This window comes from Mesorhizobium sp. AA23, from assembly GCF_001672435.1.
In the GTDB taxonomy this organism is placed as follows: Bacteria; Pseudomonadota; Alphaproteobacteria; order Rhizobiales; family Rhizobiaceae; genus Mesorhizobium.
This window is the reverse complement of the sequence record NZ_LYTP01000012.1, coordinates 513,244-535,833: the sequence shown is the minus strand read 5'-3', so window position 1 is coordinate 535,833 and position 22,590 is coordinate 513,244. Positions and strand designations below refer to the sequence as shown.

The window sequence follows — 22,590 nt, the reverse complement described above, 5'->3', positions numbered from 1 at the left end:
TTCAGGCGTTAGCGCTGCCCCTACTTTCCTTCTCCCCTTGTGGGAGAAGGTGGCCGAGCGAAGCTCGGTCGGATGAGGGGTGTTCCAGCTTGGCGATGACGGCACTCCGTCGAACACCCCTCAACCGTCTTGGCGCTACGCGCCAATCCACCTTCTCCCACAAGGGGAGAAGGGGGAGTCACACCTAGCCGCGCCGGCTGGTGAAATCGAATGGACCATCCCCATGCCGACAGTCGCCCCGCTTGATCTCGAAGGCCATTGCGTCGCCGCAGTCTTCCTCAACGATGTGCCGCATTTCGCTTTGGCCGACGGCGCGATCCATCGGCTCGACAATGGGCATAAGACCGTACAGGCGAATGACGGGCTGCTCGCCGCCTTCCACGATGCGGCGAACGACCGGCTAGTTACCGGCGGCGAAGACGGCAAGGTGTTTGCGGTCAAGGCCGGCGGCGAGGCGAGCGAACTTGCCAGTGCCGGCAGAAAATGGATCACCAGCGTTGCGGCGGGCCCTCAGGGCGCAATCGCCTATGCCTCTGGCAAGACGGCGTTCGTCCGTTTCGCCGACGGCAAGATCAAGGAATTCGCGCATCCGCGCTCGGTGGAAGGGCTCGCCTTCTCGCCCAAGGGCATGCGCTTCGGCGTTGCCCGCTACAATGGCGCGACGCTGCATTTCCCGGCGGCGGAGGGCAAGCCGGTCGATCTGGAATGGGCCGGCGCCCATACCGGGATCAGCTTTTCGCCGGACAGCGCTTTCCTGATTACCACCATGCAGGAAAACGCGTTGCATGGCTGGAAGCTGGCGGACGGCAAGCACATGCGCATGAGCGGCTATCCGGGCAAGGTCAAAAGCCTGTCCTGGAGCGCGAAGGGCAAATGGCTGGCGAGCTCCGGCGCGCCGGCGGCGATCGTGTGGCCTTTCGCCAGCAAGGACGGGCCGATGGGCAAGGCGCCGCTGGAGCTCGGCACGCGCGGCAACACCATGGTGACCTGCGTTGCCTGCCATCCCAGCCAGGAGGTCACCGCGATCGGCTATGAGGACGGCATGGTGATCGCGGCCCGCTTCGCCGACGCCAAGGAAGTGCTCCTGCGTCGTCCCGGCAAAGGCGCCATCACCTCGATGATGTGGGACAAGGAAGAGCGCCGCATCGTCTTCGGCAGCGCGGCCGGCGATTGCGGCGTGATCGACATTACTGCGTAAGGGATTAGGGGAATAGGGCGGCAAGGGAATAGGGAAGGAGAGCCTTCCTCCGCTGTCTTCCCAATGCCCTACTCCCCTACTTCCTTAATCCCTTAATCCCTACTGCCTGAGCCAACGCCCGCCCCCTGCGCGGCCAATTGCGGTTTTGCCGACCGGTTGGCAGAGTGCCGCGCGAGAAAGAGGGGCTTCATGCATTCAATCGACCGGACTTCCATCGGCGGCATCGCCGCCGCCCGCATAGCCGAGCTGCGCGAGGCCGAGGCAGCCGCCTTCCGCAAGGCGCGGCCGAAGTCCGAGGCCAAGGTTGGCAACGGCATGGCCGGCTTCCTCGGCGGCGTGCCGATGCATTGGATGACCGACTGGCCGACGCCATTTGCGATCCTGGTCGACAGCGCCAAGGGTGCCACGATTACCGATGTCGACGGCAACAAGCTCGACGATTTCTGCCTGGGCGACACCGGCTCGATGTTCGGCCATTCGCCGCCAGCGGTCGCCCGCGCCATCCGCCGGCAAGCAGCACGCGGCTTGACCTATATGCTGCCCAGCGAGGATGCGCTGGCGATCGGTCCGCTCTTGCAGCAGCGCTTCCGCCTGCCGCACTGGCAGATCGCCACCACCGCCACCGATGCCAACCGCTTCGCCTTGCGGGTCGCCCGCGCGGTGACGGGGCGCGAAAAGATCCTGGTGTTCAACGGCTGCTATCACGGCTCGGTCGACGAGACGATGGTGCGACTGATCGACGGCAAGCCGGTCAACCGGCCTGGGCTGGCAGGCGAGTTCCGCGATCTCACACGGGCAACCAAGGTTATCGAATTCAACGATATTGCAGCATTGGAAGCGGCACTTGGCGACCGCGATATCGCCTGCGTGATCACCGAACCGGTGCTGACCAATTCCTGCATGGTGCTGCCGGAACCCGGCTTCCACGACGCGCTGCGGCGCCTCACCCGCGCCGCCGGCACGCTGCTTTTGATCGACGAGACGCACACCATTTCAACCGGGCCCGGCGGTTACACGCGAACGCACGGGCTGGAGCCGGACCTGTTCGTGCTCGGCAAGCCGGTGGCCGGAGGCGTGCCGGCCAGCATCTGGGGCATGAGCGAGGAGGTCGCGACGCGCTACGGCGCTTACAATCGCAGCAAGGAGCCCGGCTATTCCGGCATGGGCACCACGCTGTCGGCCAACCCGCTGCAATTCGCGGCGATGCGGGCGACGCCCGAAGAGGTAATGACCGAGGAAGCCTATGCGCATATGGACCGGCTGGCGCGCCGCCTCGACGCGGGGCTCTCCGCCGTCATCGAGCGAAACAAGCTGCCTTGGCATGTCGCGCGCGTCGGCGCCCGCGTCGAGTTCATCTGCGCGCCCGGGCCGCTCAAGAACGGCGGCGAGGCGGAGAAGGCACATGCGCCGGAACTCGAAGCCGCCGTCCATGTCGCGCTGGTCAATCGCGGCGTGCTGATCGCGCCGTTCCACAATATGATGCTGATCTCGCCGGCGACGACCGCGGCGCAGGTAAGCCGCCTGATCGCGGCTTTCGCCGCGGTTGCCGCAGGCTTACGGCATGAGACAAGCGGCTATGGACAATCCGAGCACAGTTGCGACCTCCCCTTCGGGCTCGACGCCGGCCGAGGCGAAAGCGTTTCTCGCCGCCCATCCCGACATCGAGGCCTTCGACATCGTGCTCACCGACGCCAACGGCATCGGCCGCGGCAAGATCGTGCGCCGGCACGAGCTGATGAGCATTTTCGAGGGCGGAAGGCATATGCCGATCTCGATCCTCGGCCTCGACATCACCGGTGAGGATGTTCACGAGACCGGGCTGATCTGGGACACCGGCGACGGCGACCTCAGGGCATGGCCGGTTCCAGGCACGCTGGTGCCGCTGCACGGCACCAAGCCGCCGCGCGGCCAGGTGCTGATGGCGATGTATCGTCTCGACGGCCAGCCGATGACCTCCGATCCGCGGCTGGTGCTGGCAAGGCAAGTCGGGATCCTGGCGGCGCGCGGCCTGCATCCGGCCGCCGCCTTCGAACTGGAATTTTTTCTGCTTGCCAATGAGCGCGATGCCGACGGCAAAGTGCAGGCGGCGCGCGCGGTGCTCGACGGGCGCCGCTCGGGCAAAACGGAAGTCTATTCAGTCGACCACCTGCACGGCATGGAGCCGCTGTTTTCCGACATCTACGCCGCCGCCAGGGCGCAAGGCATTCCGGCCGAGACGGTGATTTCCGAATATGCGCCCGGACAGTACGAGCTGACGCTCAACTACCGCAAGGACGTGATGCGGGCGGCCGACGACCTGGTCATGCTGAAGCGGCTGGTGAGGGCGCAGGCGCGCCGGCACGGCGTCACCGCCTGCTTCATGGCCAAGCCGATCGAGGCCTATGCCGGCTCGGGCATGCATTTCCACGTCTCGCTGCAGGACGATGCCGGCCGCAACGTCTTCACCGAAGCTGCCGGCGAGAAATGGTCGCCAAGCCTGCTCAACGCGCTTGGCGGCCTGATCCACACCATGGCGGAATCGATGCTGGTGTTTGCGCCGCATGCCAATTCATGGCGGCGTTTCGTGGCGCAATCCTATGCGCCGGTGGCGCCGACCTGGGGCGTCAACAACCGCTCCGTGGCGTTGCGCGTGCCGGCGGGCGATGCGATGAACCGGCGTATCGAGCACCGGCCGTCCGGCGTCGACGCCAACCCTTATCTTGTGGCGGCGACGGTGCTGGCGGGCATCGTCAAGGGCCTCGACGAGGCCCTTGACCCCGGACCGGAAACGACCGGCAACGGTTACGAGCAGACGACGGAAGCCTCCACCATGCCGACCGATTGGCGCGCCGCGATCGAGGCGGCACGTGGCTCCGAATTCCTGAAATCGGCGCTCGGTCCCGACCTGCACCGGACCTTCGTGGCGATCAAGCAGGCGGAATATCTGCGCGTCGCACGCACCGTCAGCGAACTCGACTACCACCTCTACCTCCACGAGGTCTGAGGACTTGGCCTCGCAGACGGAGTGATCACGTTTCGCCGCGACACTCAAAAGTTATAGCCAGGCGACTTTCTGGAACATATCATGAACGCATGGCTGTGCTTTCCGTCCGCGAGAAACTGGCGATCCTGTCCGACGCCGCTAAATACGACGCCTCCTGCGCATCGTCCGGTTCGGCGAAACGCGATTCGCTGAAATCGGGCGGCATCGGTTCGACCGAGGGCTCGGGCATCTGCCATTCCTACGCGCCGGACGGGCGCTGCATTTCGCTGCTGAAGATCCTGCTCACCAATTTCTGCATTTACGACTGCAGCTATTGCATCAACCGCTCCTCCTCCAATGTGCGGCGAGCCCGCTTCAGCGTCGACGAGGTGGTGCGGCTCACCATGGATTTTTATCGCCGCAACTACATCGAGGGTCTGTTCCTGTCTTCCGGCGTCATCCGCTCGCCGTACAAGACGATGGGCGAGATGGTCGAGGTGGCGCGACGGCTCAGGATCGAGGAGAAATTCGGCGGCTATATTCACCTCAAGACCATTCCCGAAGCGTCAGCCGAACTGATCGAAAAAGCAGGCCGTTATGCCGATCGCCTGTCGATCAATGTCGAGCTGCCGACCGACGAAGGGGTGAAGAAGCTGGCCCCGGAAAAGAAGCCGGAAACGATCCGGCTTTCCATGGCCAAGCTGCGCTGCAAGATCGAAGAGAAGGCCGAACCAACGTTGCAGAGCCGCAAACGCGAGCGCTTTGCGCCGGGCGGCCAGTCGACGCAGATGATTGTCGGCGCCGACAAAACGTCCGACGACGGCATCCTGCGCGCCAGCGCCCGGCTTTATGGCAGCTATCATCTGCGCCGCGTCTATTATTCCGCCTTCAGTCCGATCCCGGATTCGTCTGCGGCGCTGCCGTTGCAGAAGCCGCCCTTGATGCGCGAGCACCGGCTTTACCAGGCGGACTGGCTGATGCGCTTCTACGGCTTCTCGCAGCCTGAAATTCTGGCCGGCAGCAATGACGGCATGCTCGACCTTGCCATCGATCCCAAACTTGCCTGGGCGCTGCGCAACCGCGGCCGGTTCCCGGTCGACGTCAACCGCGCCGATCGGGAGGCGCTGCTACGTGTGCCGGGGTTGGGCACCAAGGTGGTCGACAGGATTCTGGAGACGCGCCGCCATCGCCGGCTGCGTCTCGAAGATGTCGGACGGCTCTGCCATTCGGTCGCCAAGGTACGCCCCTTCATCACTGCGGAAGGCTGGTCACCAGGCGCGCTCACCGACAAGTCGGGCTTGCGCGAGATCATCACCCGATCTTGCGAGCAGCTTTCGCTGTTTTGACCATGGCACGGACCCAGCTCAGCCTCGCATCTCATCTCGCCCGTCTCGAGAGCGAGACCGATTTCGACGGTTGGCGCGATGCGGCGCGCCGGCTGGCCACGAATGATATTCCGCCGGAAGAGGTGGCTTGGCAGGTTGGCCACGACGATGATGATCGCGGCAACGATTTGCCGGCTTGCCGACAGGATGCGCGCCTTGTCGTCCCGCGCGAGTTCATCGAACGTGCAGAGACGGTCATCTGTCATTCGGACCCCGAGCGTTTCAACTTCCTCTATCGGTTGCTCTGGCGGTTGCGCGTCGAACCGAAGCTGCTGTCGATCGCTTCCGACCCGGATACCCGTAAGCTCGAGTCCATGGAAAAGGCGGTTTGGCGCGACATTCACAAGATGCGCGCCTTCGTGCGCTTCCGGAAGATCGGCGACGGCGCGGAAGAACGTTATGTCGCCTGGTTCGAACCCGACCATTTCATCGTCGAGCGCAATGCCGATTTCTTTGTGCGCCGCTTCGCCGGCATGCGCTGGACGATTCTCACGCCGCACGCCTCGGCCGAATGGGACGGCAAGCGGCTGGCGATCGGCCCAGGCGCCAGCAAGCGCGACGCGCCGGCGGAAGACGACGCCGAGACGCTGTGGCGGACCTATTTCGAGAATATCTTCAACCCGGCCCGCCTCAAGGTGAAGGCGATGCAGAAGGAGATGCCGAAGAAATATTGGCGGAACCTTCCCGAGGCCTCGCTCATTCCAGACCTGATAGCAGGAGCGGACAGAGCCGCGACAGCCATGATCGCCCGGATGCCAACCTCCCCAGCGCCGCGCCACGCCAAAGTGAAGGCAAAACACTGGCCTTCGCCGGAGCCGGCGGATGTGGTGGAGCCCGAAAGTACGGATATTCCGGCATTGCGCGAAGAGGCGAGCGGTTGCCGGCGTTGCCCGCTCTGGCGCGATGCCACGCAAACCGTGTTCGGCGAGGGACCGGAGAATGCCGACGTGGTGTTTGTCGGAGAGCAGCCCGGCGACCAAGAGGACCTTGCCGGCAAGCCGTTCGTCGGGCCCGCGGGCAAGGTGTTCGACAGCATTTTGGACCAGGCCGAGATCGACCGCCGCAAGGTCTATGTGACCAATGCGGTGAAGCATTTCAAGTTCGAGCCGCGCGGCAAGAGGCGGATCCATTCAAAGCCCAATGCCGGCGAAATTCGTGCCTGCCGCTGGTGGCTCGACAAGGAACTCGACCTCATCAAGCCAAATCTTGCGGTGGCGCTCGGCGCGACAGCGGCGCAGTCGCTGCTCGGCAAGGCGGTGCCGATCACCAGGATGCGCGGCGACGTCATCCAGCGCGAGGACGGCTTGCGGGTCTTTGTCACCATCCATCCCTCCTTCATCCTGCGCATCCGCGAGCATGAGGACAAGGAGGCCGAGAGGGAGCGGTTTCTCACCGATATGAGGAAGGTGAAGCAGTTGATGGCTGCTTGACCGATCTGCGCGCCTAAACGGGACCTTGCGCGGACGGATGCTGTTGTACGAGTCGTGCGACTTGGGAGAATTGGGCGAGATGCCCGTCGCCTCGTCGTCCACGGGCGAAGCAAGGAGCGGAGCGACGCGCGCAGACCTGAGGATCATTCCGTTACCTGCAGGCGTCGCAACGATGCACAATTCTGCTCCGCTGCATTCCATGCCCGAGGTCACGGAATGGATTCCAGGGTCTCCGCGACGGAGCTTCGCTCCTGCTTCGCCCTGGAATGACGACTTCAGAGTTTATTGCGCTACCGGACGATTATCGCCCTTAGATCATTGACGTTGGTCCCGGTCGGACCGGGCACGAACAGATCGCCGACCGCGTTGAAGGCGGTCCAGGCATTGTTGCCGGCAAGCATAGCCTTAGCATCGACGCCTGCGGCACGCATGCGCGCCACGGTCGTGCCGTCGGCGAAGGCGCCGGCATTGTCCTCGGAGCCGTCGATGCCGTCGGTGTCAGCGGCTAAAGCATGGATGCCGCTGACCCCATCGATACCGATGGCGAAGGCAAGCAGGAATTCGGAATTCCGGCCGCCCTTGCCCTTCGCCCGCAGCGTTACCGTCGTCTCGCCGCCGGAGAGGATCAGCATCGGCTTCTCGAAAGGCCGGTTACGGGTCGCCACCTCGCGGGCAATCGCGGCATGCACGCCGCCGACCTCGCGCGCCTCGCCCTCGATCGAATCCGACAGGATGACGGCCTCGATGCCTTGCCGCTTCGCTGCGGCGGCCGCGGCTTCCAGCGAGACGCCGGCCGAGGCGATGAGATGCACTTGATTGCCGGCAAAGCGCGGATCGTCGGAGCGTGGCGCATCGGCTGCGGCAGACTGGATATGCGCCATGACCGCATCCGGCAGGCTCATGCCGTAGGCGGCGATCGACGCCAGCGCATCCGCGCGGCTGCCGGTGTCGGGGACGGTCGGCCCCGAGGCCACCAGCGCCGGATTGTCGCCGGGAATGTCGGAGACGACCAGCGATACGACCCGGGCCGGATGAGCGGCGCCGGCCAGCCGGCCGCCCTTTATGGTCGAGACGTGCTTGCGGATGGTGTTCATCGCCGCGATCGGCGCGCCGGAAGCGAGCAGCGCCTCGTTGACGGCGATCTCGTCGGCAAGAGTCAGGCCGGGAGCGGGCGACGGCAGCAGCGCCGAGCCGCCGCCCGAAATCAGCGCCACGACCAGATCGTCCGCGCTCAGTCCCCGCACCTTCTCCAACAGCCGACGCGAGGCTTCGAGGCCGGCGGCGTCCGGCACCGGGTGCGCCGCCTCGATGATCTCGATGCGCTCGGATTTTGCGCCATAGCCGTAGCGGGTCACGACCAGCCCATCGATCGGACCATCCCAGACCTTCTCGAAGGCCGCCGCCATCTGCGCCGAGCCCTTGCCGGCGCCGATAACGATGGTGCGGCCCTTCGGCTTTGCCGGCAAATGATTGCGGATCGTCTTCTCCGGATCGGCGGCGGCGACGGCGGCGTTGAAGATCGACGTAAGGAAAGTTTTTGGATCGGTCATTGCTCTTCCGGCGGCAACTTCAGCTTGCTCGCATCGACTCCGAGATGGGCGCAGAGCGCATCGACAACGACACCGTGGTCTTCTCGTTCGGGCAGACCGGAGACGGCGATGACGCCGATCACGCCTGCGCCCTTCACCGCGACGGGAAAGCCGCCGCCGGCCAGCACATAGTCGGCAATGTCGAGTGCTTCGCCGACCTTGAAGGTGCGGTCGGGTCGCTGCTGCTCCAGCACCATGCGATAGGTGCTTCTGAGATAGCGCTTGACGACATTGATCTTGCGCCGCGCCCAGTCGGGGTTGGAGGCGTTGGAGCCCGGCATAGCGGCATAGAATAGGGGACGGTCGAAGGTCCTAATATCGACGATAATCGGCAGGTTTTCGTTGAGCGCCCGCTCCCTGATCGCCGCGCCTATCTGGAAGGCCACGGCTTCGTCGAAGGCCGGAAAGACCAGCGTGGCTTCTTGTTTCTTGATCAGAGCGATGTCGTCGGCGGCAGCCATGGCGTTTCCCCTGTCAATGTCGACGCACGCTTTGGCCGATGGCTGACGCGGGGTCAAGCGACGAGCACATGTAATCTATGCGACAATCGCGCTCTTGGCCGGCCGGCCCGCCACATAGACCTCGCTCACGGCGCGATCGTCGCCCAGCGTCTGTAGCAGGAAGAGCTCTTCCGCAAGGGTCTCCACCGTCTCCATCCTCAGCCGCATCGCCGGCGTGGCGTTGGCGTCGAGCACGACAATGTCGGCATCCGTGCCTTCTTCCAGCGTGCCGATTTTTTCGGCGACAGACAGCGCCTCGGCATTGCCGCGCGTCAGCTGCCAGAAGGACTGGAAGGGGTTCAGCTTCTCGCCATTCAGCGCGATGACTTTGTAGCCCTCCTCCATGGTCCGCAGCATCGAATAGTTGGTGCCGCCGCCGACATCGCTGGCGGCAGCGATCCTGAGCGGCTTTTCGCGGCGGCGGTAGCGCTGGTAGTCGAACAGGCCGGAGCCGAGGAAGAGATTGGAGGTCGGGCAGAACACCGCAACCGAACCCGATTGCGACAGCGCATCGGCTTCGCGCTCGGAAAGATGAATGCAGTGGCCGAACAGGCTCTTTTTGCCCAGCAGGCCGTAATGCTCGTAGACGTCAGTGTAGTCGCGCGACCAGGGGTAGAGCTCCTGGGTGAAGGCGATCTCGGCGTGGTTTTCCGACAGATGCGTCTGCATGTGCAGATCGGGATGCTCACGGCAGAGCGCGCCGGCCATCTCCATCTGCTCGGGCGAGGAGGTGATGGCGAAGCGCGGGGTGGTGGCATAGAGCTGGCGTCCCTTGCCGTGCCATTCAGCAATCAGCGCCTTGCTGTCGTCATAGCCGGTCTGCGGCGTGTCGAGCACGCCCTCCGGCGCATTGCGGTCCATCATCACCTTGCCGGCGATGTTGAGCATATTGCGGTCGTGCGATTCGGCGAAGAAGGCTTCGGCCGACGATTTGTGCACCGAGCAATAGGCGACGACCGTCGTCGTGCCCTGGCGCAGCATCTCGTCGAGGAAGAGCCTGGCGATGCGGCGGCCATGCTGCGCGTTCGCGAATTTCGACTCCTCCGGAAAGGTGTATTTGTTCAGCCAGTCGAGCAGCTCGGCGCCGTAGGACGCGATGATCTGCATCTGCGGAACATGCACATGCGCATCAATGAAGCCCGGCAGGATGAGATGCGGGCGATGATCGATCGTCTCGACGCCGGCGCCGGCGCGCTTGGCGATCTCGGCATACGGACCGGCGGCAATGATCTTGCCGTCGTCGATCAGCAGCCCGCCATCCTCCTCGTAGCGCCAGGCGGAATGGTCGTCGATTGCTTCGGGCCAGCGCAGGAAGGAGAGCGTGCGGCCGCGCAGGAGTTTCGAGGTCATGCTTACTTTCCGGCGCCTTCGAACCAGGCCACCAAAAGGGCCCGTTCCTGGTCGGTTATCTGAGTGACGTTGGCGGGCGGCATGGCATGCGCGCGGCCGGCCTGGAGGTAGATCTCCCGGGCATGATCGGCGATGCGCGCGTCGGTGTCGAGCAACACGCCCTTCGGCGCATGGTAGATTCCTTCATAGGCCGGCTCTTCGGTATGGCACATCGAGCAACGGCCGAGCACGGTGTCGCGCACGGCCGGGAAATGCGCCGAGGCGATGTAGACCTGGGCAGCGGCGGATGCGGCGGAGGTCTTGGGCTCCGCTGTCAGCACCTTGGGCACGGTCGACAGCCAGATGACGATCATGAACAGCACGGCGGCACCCAGCCAGGTCCAGGTCGGGTTGCCCTTCCTCGCGTGCACGGTGTTGAAATAGTGCCGGATCAGCACGCCGATGATGAAGACCAGCGAGGCGATGACCCAGTTGAACTGCGTGCCGAAGGCCAGCGGGTAGTGGTTCGACAGCATCAGAAACAGCACCGGCAAGGTCAGGTAGTTGTTGTGCAGCGAGCGCTGCTTGGCAATCTTGCCGTATTTCGGGTCCGGCTTGCGGCCGGCGATCAGGTCGGCGACGACGATCTTCTGGTTGGGGATGATGACCATGAAGACATTGGCCGACATGATCGTGGCGGTGATGGCGCCGAGATGCAGGAAGGCGGCACGGCCGGTGAAGAGATGGGTCAGCCCCCACGCGATGAAGACCAGCACGCAGTAGAGCACCAGCATCAGGCCGGTATCGCTTTTGCCGAGCGGCGAGCGGCAGAGCAGGTCGTAGACGATCCAGCCGACGCCGATCGTTGCCAGCGACAAGAGGATGCCGACGGGCACCGAGATGTTGAGCACGTTGGGGTCGATCAGGAAGAGGTCGGCGCCGGCATAGTAGACCACGCAAAGCATGGCGAAGCCCGACAGCCAGGTGGCGTAGGATTCCCATTTGAACCAGGTCAGGTGCTCCGGCATCTCCGCCGGCGCCACCAGATATTTCTGGATGTGGTAGAAGCCGCCGCCATGCACCTGCCACTCCTCGCCGAAGGCGCCGGCGGGCAGGCCGGGACGCTGGCGCAGCCCGAGATCGAGGGCGACGAAATAGAAGGACGAGCCGATCCAGGCGATGCCGGTGATGACATGCAGCCAGCGGACGGCGAAGCTCAGCCAGTCCCAGAAAATCGCAAAATCCATCATCGAGTCGCCCCTGGGAAATCGTCCCTGCCGATCAGGCGACTTTACGGTCTGGAGCGCAAACGAAAAGAGGCAGGGCGCGCGATGACTTTCAAAAAAAAATGGAAAATACTAGGGTCGTCCCACGCAGCCATTTGAGAGCCACGACCGTCGCATGGCCTATCTCGACAATATCGCCGTCTTCGTCCGCGTCGTCGAGCTCGGCAATCTGTCGGCGGCCGGGCGCGACATGCGCATCTCGCCGGCGGTCGCCTCCAATCGCATCAAGGAGTTGGAGAAGCACCTCGGCGTGCGGCTGTTCAACCGCACCACGAGGCAGCTGATGCCGACCGAGCACGGCACGGTGTTCTACACCGGCGCCAAGCAGGTGCTGGACGCGATCACCGAGGCGGAGGCCGCGGTCGCAGCACTTTCCGGCCAGCCGCGCGGCACGATCAAGGTGACGGCGCCGCTCGGCCTCGGCCGGCGGCTGATCGCCTCGGGCATTCCGGATTTCCACGACAAATACCCCGATATCGAGGTGCGGCTGAGACTCTCCGACCACAATGTCGACATCATGAAGGAAGGCATCGACGTCGCCTTCCGGCTTGGCATCATCGAGGATTCCAGCCTTCGGATGCGCGGCATCATGGAATGCGAGCGCGTGCTGGTGGCGGCGCCGAAATACCTCGAGGCGCGCGGCGAGCCGGTCGAGCCGCAGGAACTGATCGGCAAGAAACATGATTGCCTGATGCTGCGCTATTCCGGCACGCGCGAATATGTCTGGACGCTGCAGACGCCGAACGGTCCGCAGAAATTCGAGGTGCATGGACCCTACGATACGGACGATGGCGATGTGCTGACAGGCTGGGCGCTGTCGGGGCGCGGCATCATCAACAAGCCGCGCTTCGAGGTCGAGCCGTTCATCCGCGATCAGCGGCTGAGAGTGATCCTGGCAACGACGCCGCCGACGCCGGTGCAGTTCGCTGCCGTCTATCCGCACAAGAAGCTGCAGGATCCGAAGGTGCGCCTGCTGCTCGACTTCATGGCCGATCGCTGCCAGCGGCTGATCAAGGACATTCTTGCCGGTAGGTAGGGCTGGCGGGCACGCGCCTTCGCGTGGGTGACCACACTCAGTCTTCGTCCATCAGGCGGGCTGTGCCGGATACCCGGATCGAGCTGCCCGGGGTGGGCGGAATATCGGCATGCAGCCGCGAGCGCATGCCCATATCCTCGCCCTGAGCGATATCGATCGCGCCGCCATGCGCCCAGCCAATGTCGCGCAGATAGCCGGCAAAGGCGGCGGCGGCAGCGCCGGTCGCCGAATCCTCGTAGACGCCGCCGGAAGCGAAGGGATTGCGCGTGTGGAAGAGACGCGGCGTTTCGGCATAGGCGAGCAGGATCGTTACCAGTCCCTCGCGCCGCATCAGGGCCCGGCCCTGTTTCAGGTCATAGGCCATGGCGGCGAGCGCCTTGCGCGACTTCAAGGCCAGCACCAGATGGTCGGCGCCGCCATGAATCAGCGCCGGCGGAATGGCGGGATCGAGATCGCCCGGCTGGTAACCGAACATGGCCAGGGTCTCGCCGGCCAGCTCCGACGGGGCCGGCCGGCTGCGCGTCGGCGGCGACTGCAGGGCGGCGGCAAAGTTGGCGCCGTCGCGAAACCCTTCGACGGTGATGGCGGCCTGATTCAGGAGCAGCTTGAAAATTCCGTCACCGAACTTTCTAACGAGGGCCGCGCCCAGCGCGATGGTGGCATGGCCGCAGAACGGCACTTCCGATTCGGGCGAAAAGTAGCGGACACGCCAGCCGTCGCCTTCACGTGCGGCAAAGGCGGTCTCGGAAAAGCCGACCTCTGCAGCGACGCGCTGCATGTCTGCGGCGTCGGGCAGAACCTCGCCAATCACCACGCCGGCCGGGTTGCCGCCGCTGTTGCCGTCCGAAAATGCCGCTATGCGCAAGACATCCATGTCGCTCGTCCCGTGTTCGTCATTCGTGTTCGCCAGGCGTGCAGAAAACACGGTTCAATCCGGTTTGGGAAACGAAGAAAGCGACGAGCAGCTGTGAGCATCAGTCATACCTTCGCCAGCTGTGCGCCCCTCGATCCGACGCGGAACGAAACCCGCTCCGTCGCCGTTCTGGCGATTGGCGGCTGCACGGCCGCCCTTCGAGACCAAGTCCCCAGCTTTCACAGCGACCCAGCGCCACAGGAGCCGACCATGGACGCCATTGTCACCAAGAACGACCTCAAATCCGACGCCAAGAAGGAATCGATCGATCTTCTCAATGCCAGGCTTGCCGATGCCATCGACCTGGCGCTGGTCACCAAGCAGGCGCACTGGAACGTCAAGGGCCCGCAGTTCATCGCCATCCATGAGATGCTCGACGAGTTCCGCGAGGAGATCGACGGCCATGTCGACATCATCGCAGAACGCGCCGTGCAGCTTGGCGGCACCGCGCACGGCACCTCGCAGGAGGTGTCGAGGGCAACGAAGCTCCAGCCCTATCCGACCGACATCCACAAGACCAAGGATCATCTGGCGGCGCTGATCGACCGCTATGCCACCGCTGCCAGGCTGGCGCGTGAGGCGATCGACGAGGCGGACGACGCCGGCGATGCCGACACCGCCGACATTTTTACCGCCTACTCGCGTTCGCTCGACAAGTTGCTGTGGTTCCTCGAAGCGCATACGCAGGAAAAGGAATAGCCGGCTAGGCTCCTCCCCGGCTGAATCAGCCGGCCATCGCCTTTGCGGGCGCGGCCGAGGCCTGGACCGCATGCGACACCAGCGCCGTCATGATCTCGGCGGCGGCGAGCGCGGCGATCACCGGCGGGCGCTTGTCCTTCACGGCATTGCCGCCGATCGGCGAGACGAGACGGTTGAACTGGGCCTCGCTGCCCTCGTCGGACTTCAGGAACCAGTTCTTGAACGTCGCCTTCTTGGTCTTCGAGCCGATCATGCCGACATAGGCGGCGTCGTCGCGCTTCAGCGCCTCGGCGACGATCAGGAAATCCAGCGCATGGTCATGGGTGAGGATGGCGAAGGCCGATCCCGCACGGGCTTCGCGCACCACCGCTTCGGGCATCGGCGTCAGCCGCGTCTCAACCGTTTCCGGCATGCCTTCCAGCGCATCGGCCCGCGTCTCGACGACCTCCACATGAATGGGCAGCAGCGCCAACGACGCGGCCAGCGCCTGGCCGACATGGCCGCCGCCAAAGACATAGACATGCGGCAGATGCGCCTCCTCGGCCTCGGCCTTGGCTACCAGTTCCTGTTCGATCTTAGCGTCAACCAAGCGGATCAGAACCTCGACTCGGCCGCCGCAGCATTGGCCGATTTCAGGACCCAGTGGAACATCCAGGGTCGCGCAGGTTTCGTCGACCTCGATGCGGGCTTCCCTCCCCCTCCAGGGCAGGGTGGCGGCGGAGCCGCCAGGTTGGGTCACCGGGGCAGTGCTCGGCGCTCGCTTGCCTTCTGAGAGCACCCCCTCTGGCCGCTTCGCGGCCATCTCGCTCTCAAGGGAGGAGAAAAGCATCTGCCGCGCCTTGTCGATCGCCATGAATTCAAGCTGGCCGCCGCCGATGGTGCCAAAAATCGCCGATGGTGAGACGAGCATGAAGGCGCCGGCTTCGCGCGGGGTCGAGCCCTTGGTGGCCGCGACCTCGACGAGCGCGGCCCGGCCGGCCTGGCCGAGAAACGCCTTCAGGCTTTGCACTTTCGAGTTCATCGTCTGCATTTCCACCCAGGAAATATAGCGTTTCGCACCTCGAATTGCACGTTTTGGCCGGTTCAGGCCGGCTTTGCGGCTTCCCGCTTCAGCCTTTCGATCGCCATCAGCACCCGTTCCGGCGTCGCCGGGGCATCGAGGCGCGGGCAGATCCTGTGATCGGCGACACTCGCCACCGCGTCGGAGAGCGCATGCAGCACCGACATGCCGTGCGGCAGCGGCGGCTCGCCGACCGCCTTGGAGCGATGGATGGTCGGCTCGTAGGCCGATGACCAGTCGGTCAACTTGACGTTGAAGATTTTTGGCCGGTCGGAAGCGAGCGGGATCTTGTAGGTCGACGGCGCATGCGTGCGCAGCCGGCCGCTGTTGTCCCACCAAAGCTCTTCCGTCGTCAGCCAGCCCATGCCCTGGATGAAGCCGCCCTCGACCTGGCCGAGGTCGATCGCGCGGTTCAGCGAGCGGCCGGCATCGTGCAGGATGTCGGTGCGCTCGACGACATATTCGCCGGTCAGCGTATCGACCGAGACTTCCGAGCAGGCCGCGCCATAGGCGTAGTAGTAGAAGGCATGGCCGCGGCCCTTGCTGCGGTCCCAATGGATCTTCGGCGTCTTGTAGAAGCCAGCCGCCGAGAGCTGGACGCGGTTCATGTAGGCTTGCTTGACCAGATCGTTGAAGGCGATTTCCTGGTTGCCGATGCGCACCCGGTTGGGTAGGAACACGACTTGGTCGAGCGGCACCTGGTATTTTTCGGCCGCGAAATCCGTCAGCCGCTTGCGGATCTGCCGAGCGGCATCCTGCGCCGCCATGCCGTTGAGGTCGGCGCCGGAAGATGCCGCCGTCGGCGAGGTGTTCGGCACCTTGGCTGTGGTGGTGGCGGTGATCTTGACCCGGTCGAGATCGATCTGGAATTCCTCGGCGACGACCTGCGCCACCTTGAGATGCAGGCCCTGGCCCATTTCGGTGCCGCCATGGTTCATATGCACCGAGCCGTCTGCATAGACATGCACCAGGGCGCCGGCCTGGTTGGCCTCGGTCTTTGTGAAGGAAATGCCGAACTTGACCGGAGTCAGCGCCAGGCCGCGCTTGATGAAGCGGCTGTTGTTGTTGAAGGCGCTGATCTCGCGCCGCCGCCGCGCGTAATTGGCGCTTTCCTCCAGCTCAGCGACGATGCGGTGGATGATGTTGTCCTCGACCTTCTGGTGATAGGGCGTGAGGCAGCGTTCGCCGATCGCATCCATCGGGTCATAAAAATTGAGCTTGCGGATTTCGAGCGGATCCTTGCCGACCGCGAAGGCCACTTCGTCGATGACGCGCTCCGCGCCGACCATGCCTTGCGGGCCGCCAAAGCCGCGGAAAGCGGTGTTCGAGACCGTGTTGGTGAAAAGCGGCGCCGATTTCGCGTGCACCGCCGGATAGAAGTAAGCGTTGTCGCAATGGAAGAGCGCCCGGTCGCCGACCGGACCGGACAGGTCGGCGGAGAAGCCGCAGCGCAGGGCATAGGTGAAATCGACGCCGAGGATGTTGCCCTCGTCGTCGAAGCCGACCTCGTAGTCGATGGCAAAATCATGCCGCTTGCCTGTGGCGGTCATGTCCTCGTCGCGGTCGAGCCTGATCTTCACCGCGCGCCCCAGCTTCTTGGCCGCGATGGCGGCTATGGCCGCGCATTGGTTGGCCTGCGTCTCCTTGCCGCCGAAGCCGCCGCCCATGCGGCGCACTTCCACCGTCACCGCATGGCTCGGCACGCCGAGCGCATGCGCAACCAGATGCTGCGTCTCGCTCGGCCCCTGCGTCGAGCAATAGACGATCACCTCGTCGTCCTCACCGGGGATCGTCAGCGAGACCTGGCCCTCGAGGTAGAAATGGTCCTGGCCGCCAAGCCACATGCGGTTCTTGATGCGGCGGGGTGCCGCCGCAATCGCCGCGGCCGCATCGCCGCGCTTCAGGATCAGCGGCGTGGTGACCTGCTTGTCCTTGACCGGGTCGAGGTCCCAGATGTCGATCACAGCCGGAAGCTCGTCATATTCGATCCTAGCCAGGCGTGCCGCGCGGCGCGCCGCCTCGCGTGTCTCAGCTACCACGGCGAAGATCGGCTGGCCGTAGAAGTGCACCTTGTGCTCGGCGAGCACCGGATCGTCATGCATGTTGCTCGGCGAGACGTCGTTCTCGCCGGGCACGTCGGCACAGGTCAGCACATCGACGACGCCTGGCGCTGCGCGCACCGCCGACAGATCGATGCTCTTCAGCATGCCGTGCGCGACATTGGCGAGGCCAAGGCCGACATGCAGCGTGCCGGCAGGCTCAGGCATGTCGTCGATATAGACGGCGGCGCCGCTGACATGCTTGTGCGCGGAATCGTGCCGCTGCTCGGTGGCGACGCCGCCGACGATTTTTTCGGCCTTGAGGTTGGGAGTGGCGTGCTTGTTCATCAGGCCGCCTCGGTGCGGGTCACTTGAAACGGCGCCCCGGTGCCGGTGGTTTCGATATAAAAACGCAGCAAAAGATTTCTCGCCGCCAGCGCCCGATACTCGGCCGTTGCACGCATATCGGTAATTGGCGTGAAGTCGCTGGCGTATTCGGCCATCGCGGACTCGACACTCGCTTCGGTCCAGACTTTGCCGATAAGGGCGGTTTCAACCGCAGTCGCCCGCTTCGGCGTCGGCGCCATGCCGCCATAGGCGATACGGATATCCGCCACGGTGCCGTCCTTGGCCTCGGTCAGATAAAAGGCGCCGAGGGTAGCAGTAATGTCCTCGTCGCGGCGCTTGGTGACCTTGTAGACGGCAAATTTCGTGCCCTCTGCCGGCACGGGCACATGGACGGCCTCGACGAATTCGCCGGGCTGCCGATCCTGCTTGCCATAGGCAATGAAGAAGGTTTCGAGCGGGATCGTGCGTCGGGCTTTGCCCTTGCGGAGCGTGAGCTGCGCGCCGAGCGCGATCAGCGGCGGCGGCGTGTCGCCGATCGGAGAGCCGTTGGCGATGTTGCCGCCGATGGTGCCCATGTTGCGCACCTGCTCGCCGCCGATGCGGTCGACCAGCGGTCCCAAGGCCGGGATACGCCTGGAAAGCGTGGCGAAGGCTTCGCTGTAAGTCACGCCGGCGCCGATCGTAATCACGCCATCGGTCTCCGAGATCGTGCGCAAGCCGTCGAGGCCACCGATGAAGATAGCCGGCGAGATGTCGCGCATATGCTTGGTGACCCACAGCCCGACATCGGTTGAGCCGGCAACGATGGTGGCGCCAGGCTCCTTCTCGAGCGCCATGGCGAAATCGTCGACGCCAGCCGGCACGATCAGCCGCTCCTTACCCGAACCGACCTCGACCCTGGCGCCGTCGCGCAGCGCTCCCAGCCGTGCAGTGATATCCTTGCGCTCCACTGCCAGCGGGTCCTTCGCCGCCTTGCCGTAGCTTGATATGGCGCGCGCGGCGCGCATGATCGCCTCGTAGCCGGTACAGCGGCAGAGATTGCCCTGCAGCGCCTTTTCGATCGCCGCGTCGGCCGGGTTGGGCGTCTTCATCCACAGCGCATAGAGCGACATGACGAAGCCGGGCGTGCAGAAACCGCATTGCGAGCCATGGAAATCGACCATCGCCTGCTGCACGGGGTGAAGCTGTTCGCCATTGCCGCGCAGGTGCTCAACGGTGACGACATGCGTGCCGTCGAGCGAGCCCATGAAGCGGATGCAAGCATTGACGCTTTCATAGACCAGGCCCTCGACCGACAGCTTGCCGACCAGCACCGTGCAGGCGCCGCAATCGCCCTCGGCGCAGCCTTCCTTGGTGCCGCGCAGCGAGCGGTTCAACCGCAGCCAGTCGAGCAGGGTCGCGTCGGGGGCGATGTCGTTCAGCGCGACATCGTCGCCGTTCAGGATGAAGCGTATCTGGTTACGGGTCTTGTCGGCCATGTCTCAGCTCCCGCGATAGGTCGAGTAGCCGTAGGGCGAGATCAAGAGCGGCACATGATAATGCCGCTCCTCCGCCATGCCGAAGCGGATCGGCACGATGTCGAGGAAAGCCGGCTCCGGCAGGCTGGCGCCCTGCCCGCGCAGATAATCGCCGGCAGCGAAGACCAGCTCGTACTCGCCGGTGCGGAAGTCGGCGCCGGCAAGCAACGGGGCGTCGCAGCGGCCGTCATCATTGGTGGTGACGGTCTTCAAATGCGTGCGGGCCTGGCCTTCGAGGCGGAAAAGCCCAATCGAAAGGCCCTTTGCCGGCCTGCCGGTCGCGGTATCGAGGACATGGGTCGTCAGACGCCCGCCATCGGCTTTCGACGTTTCTGCCACTGGCCGCCTCCCATCCCAAGTAGTCGAACGTTTTCAGGTCAATTGTGCGCCAATTAAAGGCGATGCATAAGCCCCGGTCGAGCGGAGTGCGGCAAAAAGCACTTTCAAAAATTTTCGGGGGAATGCACGAGCACTCCTTTCGATATCTTCATCTCAACAGTCGGGCAGGAGCGATCATGCGTTACGAACGGGACATGCGCGGTTACGGAGCCAATCCGCCAGACCCGAAATGGCCCGGCGGCGCCTATGTCGCGGTGCAGTTCGTCGTCAATTACGAAGAAGGCGGCGAGAACTGCGTGCTGCACGGCGACAAGGCTTCCGAAGCCTTCCTGTCCGAGATCGTCGGCGCCGCCCCCTGGCTCGGCCAGCGCCACTGGAACATGGAATCGATCTATGAATACGGCGCCCGCGCCGGCTTCTGGCGGCTCTACCGGCTGTTCACGCAAGCTGAGGTGCCGGTGACCTGCTACGGCGTCGCCACGGCGCTGGCACGCTCCCCCGATCAGGTCGCGGCGATGCAGGAGGCCGGCTGGGAGATCGCCTCGCACGGGCTGAAATGGATCGACTACCGCGACCATAGCGCGGAGGACGAGCGACGCGACCTCGAAGAGACGATCCGTCTGCATTACGAAGTGACCGGCGCGCGGCCGACCGGCTGGTACACCGGCCGCACTTCGGTCAACACGGTGCGACTCGTCGCCGAGGAAGGCGGCTTCGATTACGTCTCCGACACATATGACGACGAATTGCCCTACTGGTTCGACCGGGGTGGTCTGGAGAAGCCGCAGCTCATCATCCCCTACACGCTCGACGCCAACGACATGCGCTTTGCCACGCCGCAGGGCTTCAATTCGGGCGACCAGTTCTTCGCCTATCTGAAGGACAGTTTCGACACGCTCTATGCGGAGGGCAAGGCGGGGCGGCCGCGCATGATGAACATCGGCCTGCATTGCCGGCTGGTCGGCCGTCCGGGCCGCGTGGCGGCGCTGAAGCGCTTCGTCGACTATGTGAAGTCGCATGACAGGGTGTGGCTGACCCGGCGCATCGATATCGCAAAACACTGGCGCGAGACGCACCCCTACCAGGCGCCGGCGCTGCGCCCGTCTCGGATGGAATTCGAGGAATTCGTGCATGCTTTCGGCGGGGTGTTCGAGCATTCGCCGTGGATCGCCGAGCGGGCCTACGAACTGGAGCTCGGCCCGGCCCATGACAGCGCCGGCGGCCTGCACAACGCGCTCTGCCGCGTCTTCCGCGCGGCGACCGAGGCCGAGCGGCTTTCTGTGCTCAACGCCCATCCCGACCTTGCCGGCAAGCTGGCGGCGGCCAAGCGGCTGACGCCGGAATCAGCCAAAGAACAGGCCTCCGCCGGGCTCGACGCGCTGACCGACAAGGAGCGCGAGCTGTTTTCGAAGCTCAACGCCGCCTATGTCACGACCTTCGGCTTTCCCTTCATCATCGCGGTCAAGGGCAAGACGAAGGACCAGATCCTGGCGGAGTTCGAGGCTCGCATCGGCAACAGCCGCAGCAATGAATTCGACACCGCGTGCAAACAAGTCGAGCGCATCGCGCTGCTTCGGCTGAAAGACATGCTTCCAAAATAGGCTTCAACACATGGACAGGATGAACATGGCCGAGCGAACCTATTACGCGCCGCATGGCGGCCATCCCGGTCAGCACGAGCTGTTGACCGGCCGCGCCGTCTTCACCGAAGCCTATGCGGTGATCCCCAAGGGCGTGATGCAGGACATCGTCACCAGCCCGCTGCCGTTCTGGGACAAGACAAGGGCCTGGATCATCGCAAGACCGCTTTCGGGCTTCGCCGAGACCTTTTCGCAGTACATCGTCGAGGTCCTGCCCGGCGGCGGCAGCGACCGGCCTGAGCTCGACCCCGAAGCCGAGGGCGTGCTGTTCGTGGTCGAGGGCGAGCTTACGGTCTCGCTTGCCGGCAAGAACCATGTGCTTCGCCCAGGCGGCTTCGCCTTCCTGCCGCCGGGCAGCGGCTGGACGGTGCGCAATGAGAGCAGCGGTGCGGTCCGCTTCCACTGGGTCCGCAAGGCCTATGAGGCGGTCGACGGCCTCGACGTTCCGGAAGCCTTCTTCAGCAGCGACAAGGAGGTCGAGCCGAGCCCGATGCCCGGCACGGGAGGCCACTGGGCGACGACGCGCTTCGTCGACCCGGCCGACATGCGCCACGATATGCATGTCACCATCGTCACGCTCAAACCCGGCGCGGTCATCCCCTTCGCCGAGACCCATGTCATGGAGCATGGGCTCTATGTGCTCGAAGGCAAGGCAGTCTATCGCCTCAATCAGGACTGGGTCGAGGTCGAGGCCGGCGACTTCATGTGGCTGCGCGCCTTTTGCCCGCAGGCCTGCTACGCCGGCGGTCCCGGGAATTTCCGCTACCTGCTATACAAGGACGTCAACCGGCACGCCAAGCTTGGCGGCGCCCTTGGGGCTCGCGCGCGGTGACCCAAATCGTGGCCCAGCCGCTGACACGCGAAAACTTCGCGCCGTTTGGCGACGTGATCGATATGGGCGGCGAGAACCGCTACCCGATCAATGGCGGCAAGGCGATGCGCTACCACGATCTCGCCACTGCCGAGGCCACCGGGCCGAATGCCAAGGTGCTGATCTCGATGGTGCGCGGCACCCCCTACGAGATGCCTCTGAAACTGACCATGGTCGAGCGCCATCCGCTCGGCAGCCAGGCCTTCATTCCGTTGTCGCCGCGGCCATTCCTGGTTGTCGTCTGCCATGACACTCAGGACGGCCCAGGCGAGCCGCACGCCTTCATCACCGCGCCCGGGCAGGGCATCAACTACCGGCGCAACCTCTGGCACGGCGTGCTGACGCCGATCGGCGAGGAACAGGACTTCCTCATCGTCGACCGCGGCGGCGACGGCGCCAACCTCGAAGAGTGCCATTTCTCGCACCCTTACGAGATCCATCTTCCCTGA

Annotated in this window: 18 protein-coding genes and 1 pseudogene; 10 read left to right on the top strand and 9 right to left on the bottom strand. The window is 64.5% G+C overall.

From position 1 onward, the window contains the following. Positions 1 to 223 precede the first annotated feature (223 nt). The 5 genes and pseudogenes from A9K66_RS13230 (at position 224) to A9K66_RS13210 (ending at position 6,975) form a co-directional block, all read left to right on the top strand. Entirely contained in the window at positions 224 to 1,198 is a 975-nt protein-coding gene (locus A9K66_RS13230) for a WD40 repeat domain-containing protein (protein WP_067324138.1), read from the top strand. Between the two features lie 189 nt (positions 1,199 to 1,387). After that, positions 1,388 to 2,749, top strand: a pseudogene (locus A9K66_RS13225) (aspartate aminotransferase family protein); the annotation flags it as partial. A 25-nt stretch (positions 2,750 to 2,774) separates the two neighbouring features. Then, entirely contained in the window at positions 2,775 to 4,181 is a 1,407-nt protein-coding gene (locus tag A9K66_RS13220; protein ID WP_082953846.1) for a glutamine synthetase family protein, read from the top strand. Between the two features lie 89 nt (positions 4,182 to 4,270). Further along, a complete protein-coding gene (locus tag A9K66_RS13215) occupies positions 4,271 to 5,506 on the top strand; it encodes a putative DNA modification/repair radical SAM protein (protein WP_067324134.1) in 1,236 nt (411 codons plus the stop codon). A gap of 2 nt (positions 5,507 to 5,508) precedes the next feature. Further along, positions 5,509 to 6,975, top strand: a complete 1,467-nt coding sequence (locus A9K66_RS13210; protein WP_067324132.1) for a UdgX family uracil-DNA binding protein — start codon at positions 5,509 to 5,511, stop codon at positions 6,973 to 6,975. A 290-nt stretch (positions 6,976 to 7,265) separates the two neighbouring features. Here A9K66_RS13210 and A9K66_RS13205 read toward each other — a convergent pair whose 3' ends face one another. The 4 genes from A9K66_RS13205 to A9K66_RS13190 form a co-directional block, all read right to left on the bottom strand. After that, positions 7,266 to 8,525, bottom strand: coding sequence for a glycerate kinase (locus A9K66_RS13205; RefSeq protein WP_067324130.1), 1,260 nt, complete (start codon positions 8,523 to 8,525; stop codon positions 7,266 to 7,268). Next, positions 8,522 to 9,025 carry a heme-degrading domain-containing protein gene (locus tag A9K66_RS13200; RefSeq protein ID WP_067324128.1) on the bottom strand — a complete coding sequence of 168 codons (504 nt, stop codon included), beginning with the start codon at positions 9,023 to 9,025 and terminating at the stop codon, positions 8,522 to 8,524. The genes A9K66_RS13205 and A9K66_RS13200 overlap by 4 nt, the downstream gene beginning before the upstream one ends. Positions 9,026 to 9,100: 75 nt before the next feature. After that, the gene (gene guaD / locus A9K66_RS13195) at positions 9,101 to 10,414 is read right to left on the bottom strand and encodes a guanine deaminase (RefSeq protein WP_067324126.1); all 1,314 of its coding nucleotides are present in this window, start codon (positions 10,412 to 10,414) and stop codon (positions 9,101 to 9,103) included. 2 nt (positions 10,415 to 10,416) lie between these two features. Next, positions 10,417 to 11,643 carry a urate hydroxylase PuuD gene (locus tag A9K66_RS13190; RefSeq protein ID WP_067324124.1) on the bottom strand — a complete coding sequence of 409 codons (1,227 nt, stop codon included), beginning with the start codon at positions 11,641 to 11,643 and terminating at the stop codon, positions 10,417 to 10,419. Between the two features lie 151 nt (positions 11,644 to 11,794). On the opposite strand from A9K66_RS13190, the gene A9K66_RS13185 reads away from it, so the two are divergent. Beyond that, positions 11,795 to 12,715, top strand: a complete 921-nt coding sequence (locus A9K66_RS13185) for a LysR family transcriptional regulator (protein ID WP_067324122.1) — start codon at positions 11,795 to 11,797, stop codon at positions 12,713 to 12,715. Between the two features lie 37 nt (positions 12,716 to 12,752). Here A9K66_RS13185 and A9K66_RS13180 read toward each other — a convergent pair whose 3' ends face one another. Then, entirely contained in the window at positions 12,753 to 13,589 is an 837-nt protein-coding gene (locus tag A9K66_RS13180; RefSeq protein WP_067324702.1) for a PhzF family phenazine biosynthesis protein, read from the bottom strand. 249 nt (positions 13,590 to 13,838) lie between these two features. Here A9K66_RS13180 and dps point away from each other — a divergent pair, with 249 nt between their 5' ends. Continuing rightward, positions 13,839 to 14,327 carry a DNA starvation/stationary phase protection protein Dps gene (gene dps, locus A9K66_RS13175; RefSeq protein ID WP_067324121.1) on the top strand — a complete coding sequence of 163 codons (489 nt, stop codon included), beginning with the start codon at positions 13,839 to 13,841 and terminating at the stop codon, positions 14,325 to 14,327. 25 nt (positions 14,328 to 14,352) lie between these two features. Here the strand turns inward: dps and xdhC are convergent, their stop codons facing one another. From xdhC to uraH, 4 genes are all read right to left on the bottom strand, one after another. After that, positions 14,353 to 15,348 (bottom strand): xanthine dehydrogenase accessory protein XdhC, encoded by a 996-nt coding sequence (xdhC, locus tag A9K66_RS13170; RefSeq protein WP_067324699.1) that lies wholly within the window; start codon positions 15,346 to 15,348, stop codon positions 14,353 to 14,355. Between the two features lie 62 nt (positions 15,349 to 15,410). Then, positions 15,411 to 17,774 (bottom strand): xanthine dehydrogenase molybdopterin binding subunit, encoded by a 2,364-nt coding sequence (gene xdhB / locus A9K66_RS13165; RefSeq protein WP_067324119.1) that lies wholly within the window; start codon positions 17,772 to 17,774, stop codon positions 15,411 to 15,413. Further along, positions 17,774 to 19,252: a xanthine dehydrogenase small subunit gene (xdhA, locus tag A9K66_RS13160; protein ID WP_067324118.1), complete on the bottom strand. Its 1,479-nt coding sequence runs from the start codon at positions 19,250 to 19,252 to the stop codon at positions 17,774 to 17,776. The genes xdhB and xdhA overlap by 1 nt, the downstream gene beginning before the upstream one ends. Before the next feature lie 3 nt (positions 19,253 to 19,255). Continuing rightward, positions 19,256 to 19,630: a hydroxyisourate hydrolase gene (uraH, locus tag A9K66_RS13155; RefSeq protein ID WP_067324116.1), complete on the bottom strand. Its 375-nt coding sequence runs from the start codon at positions 19,628 to 19,630 to the stop codon at positions 19,256 to 19,258. 176 nt (positions 19,631 to 19,806) lie between these two features. Here uraH and puuE point away from each other — a divergent pair, with 176 nt between their 5' ends. Genes puuE through A9K66_RS13140 form a run of 3 tightly spaced genes read left to right on the top strand, consistent with a single transcriptional unit; the run spans position 19,807 to position 22,590 of the window. After that, complete coding sequence (gene puuE, locus A9K66_RS13150) at positions 19,807 to 21,231, top strand: allantoinase PuuE (protein ID WP_067324114.1); 1,425 nt, start codon at positions 19,807 to 19,809, stop codon at positions 21,229 to 21,231. Positions 21,232 to 21,241: 10 nt separating this feature from the next. Next, positions 21,242 to 22,102, top strand: coding sequence for a bifunctional allantoicase/(S)-ureidoglycine aminohydrolase (locus tag A9K66_RS13145; RefSeq protein ID WP_067324113.1), 861 nt, complete (start codon positions 21,242 to 21,244; stop codon positions 22,100 to 22,102). Further along, entirely contained in the window at positions 22,099 to 22,590 is a 492-nt protein-coding gene (locus tag A9K66_RS13140) for an ureidoglycolate lyase (RefSeq protein WP_067324111.1), read from the top strand. Before A9K66_RS13145 ends, A9K66_RS13140 begins: the two co-directional genes overlap by 4 nt.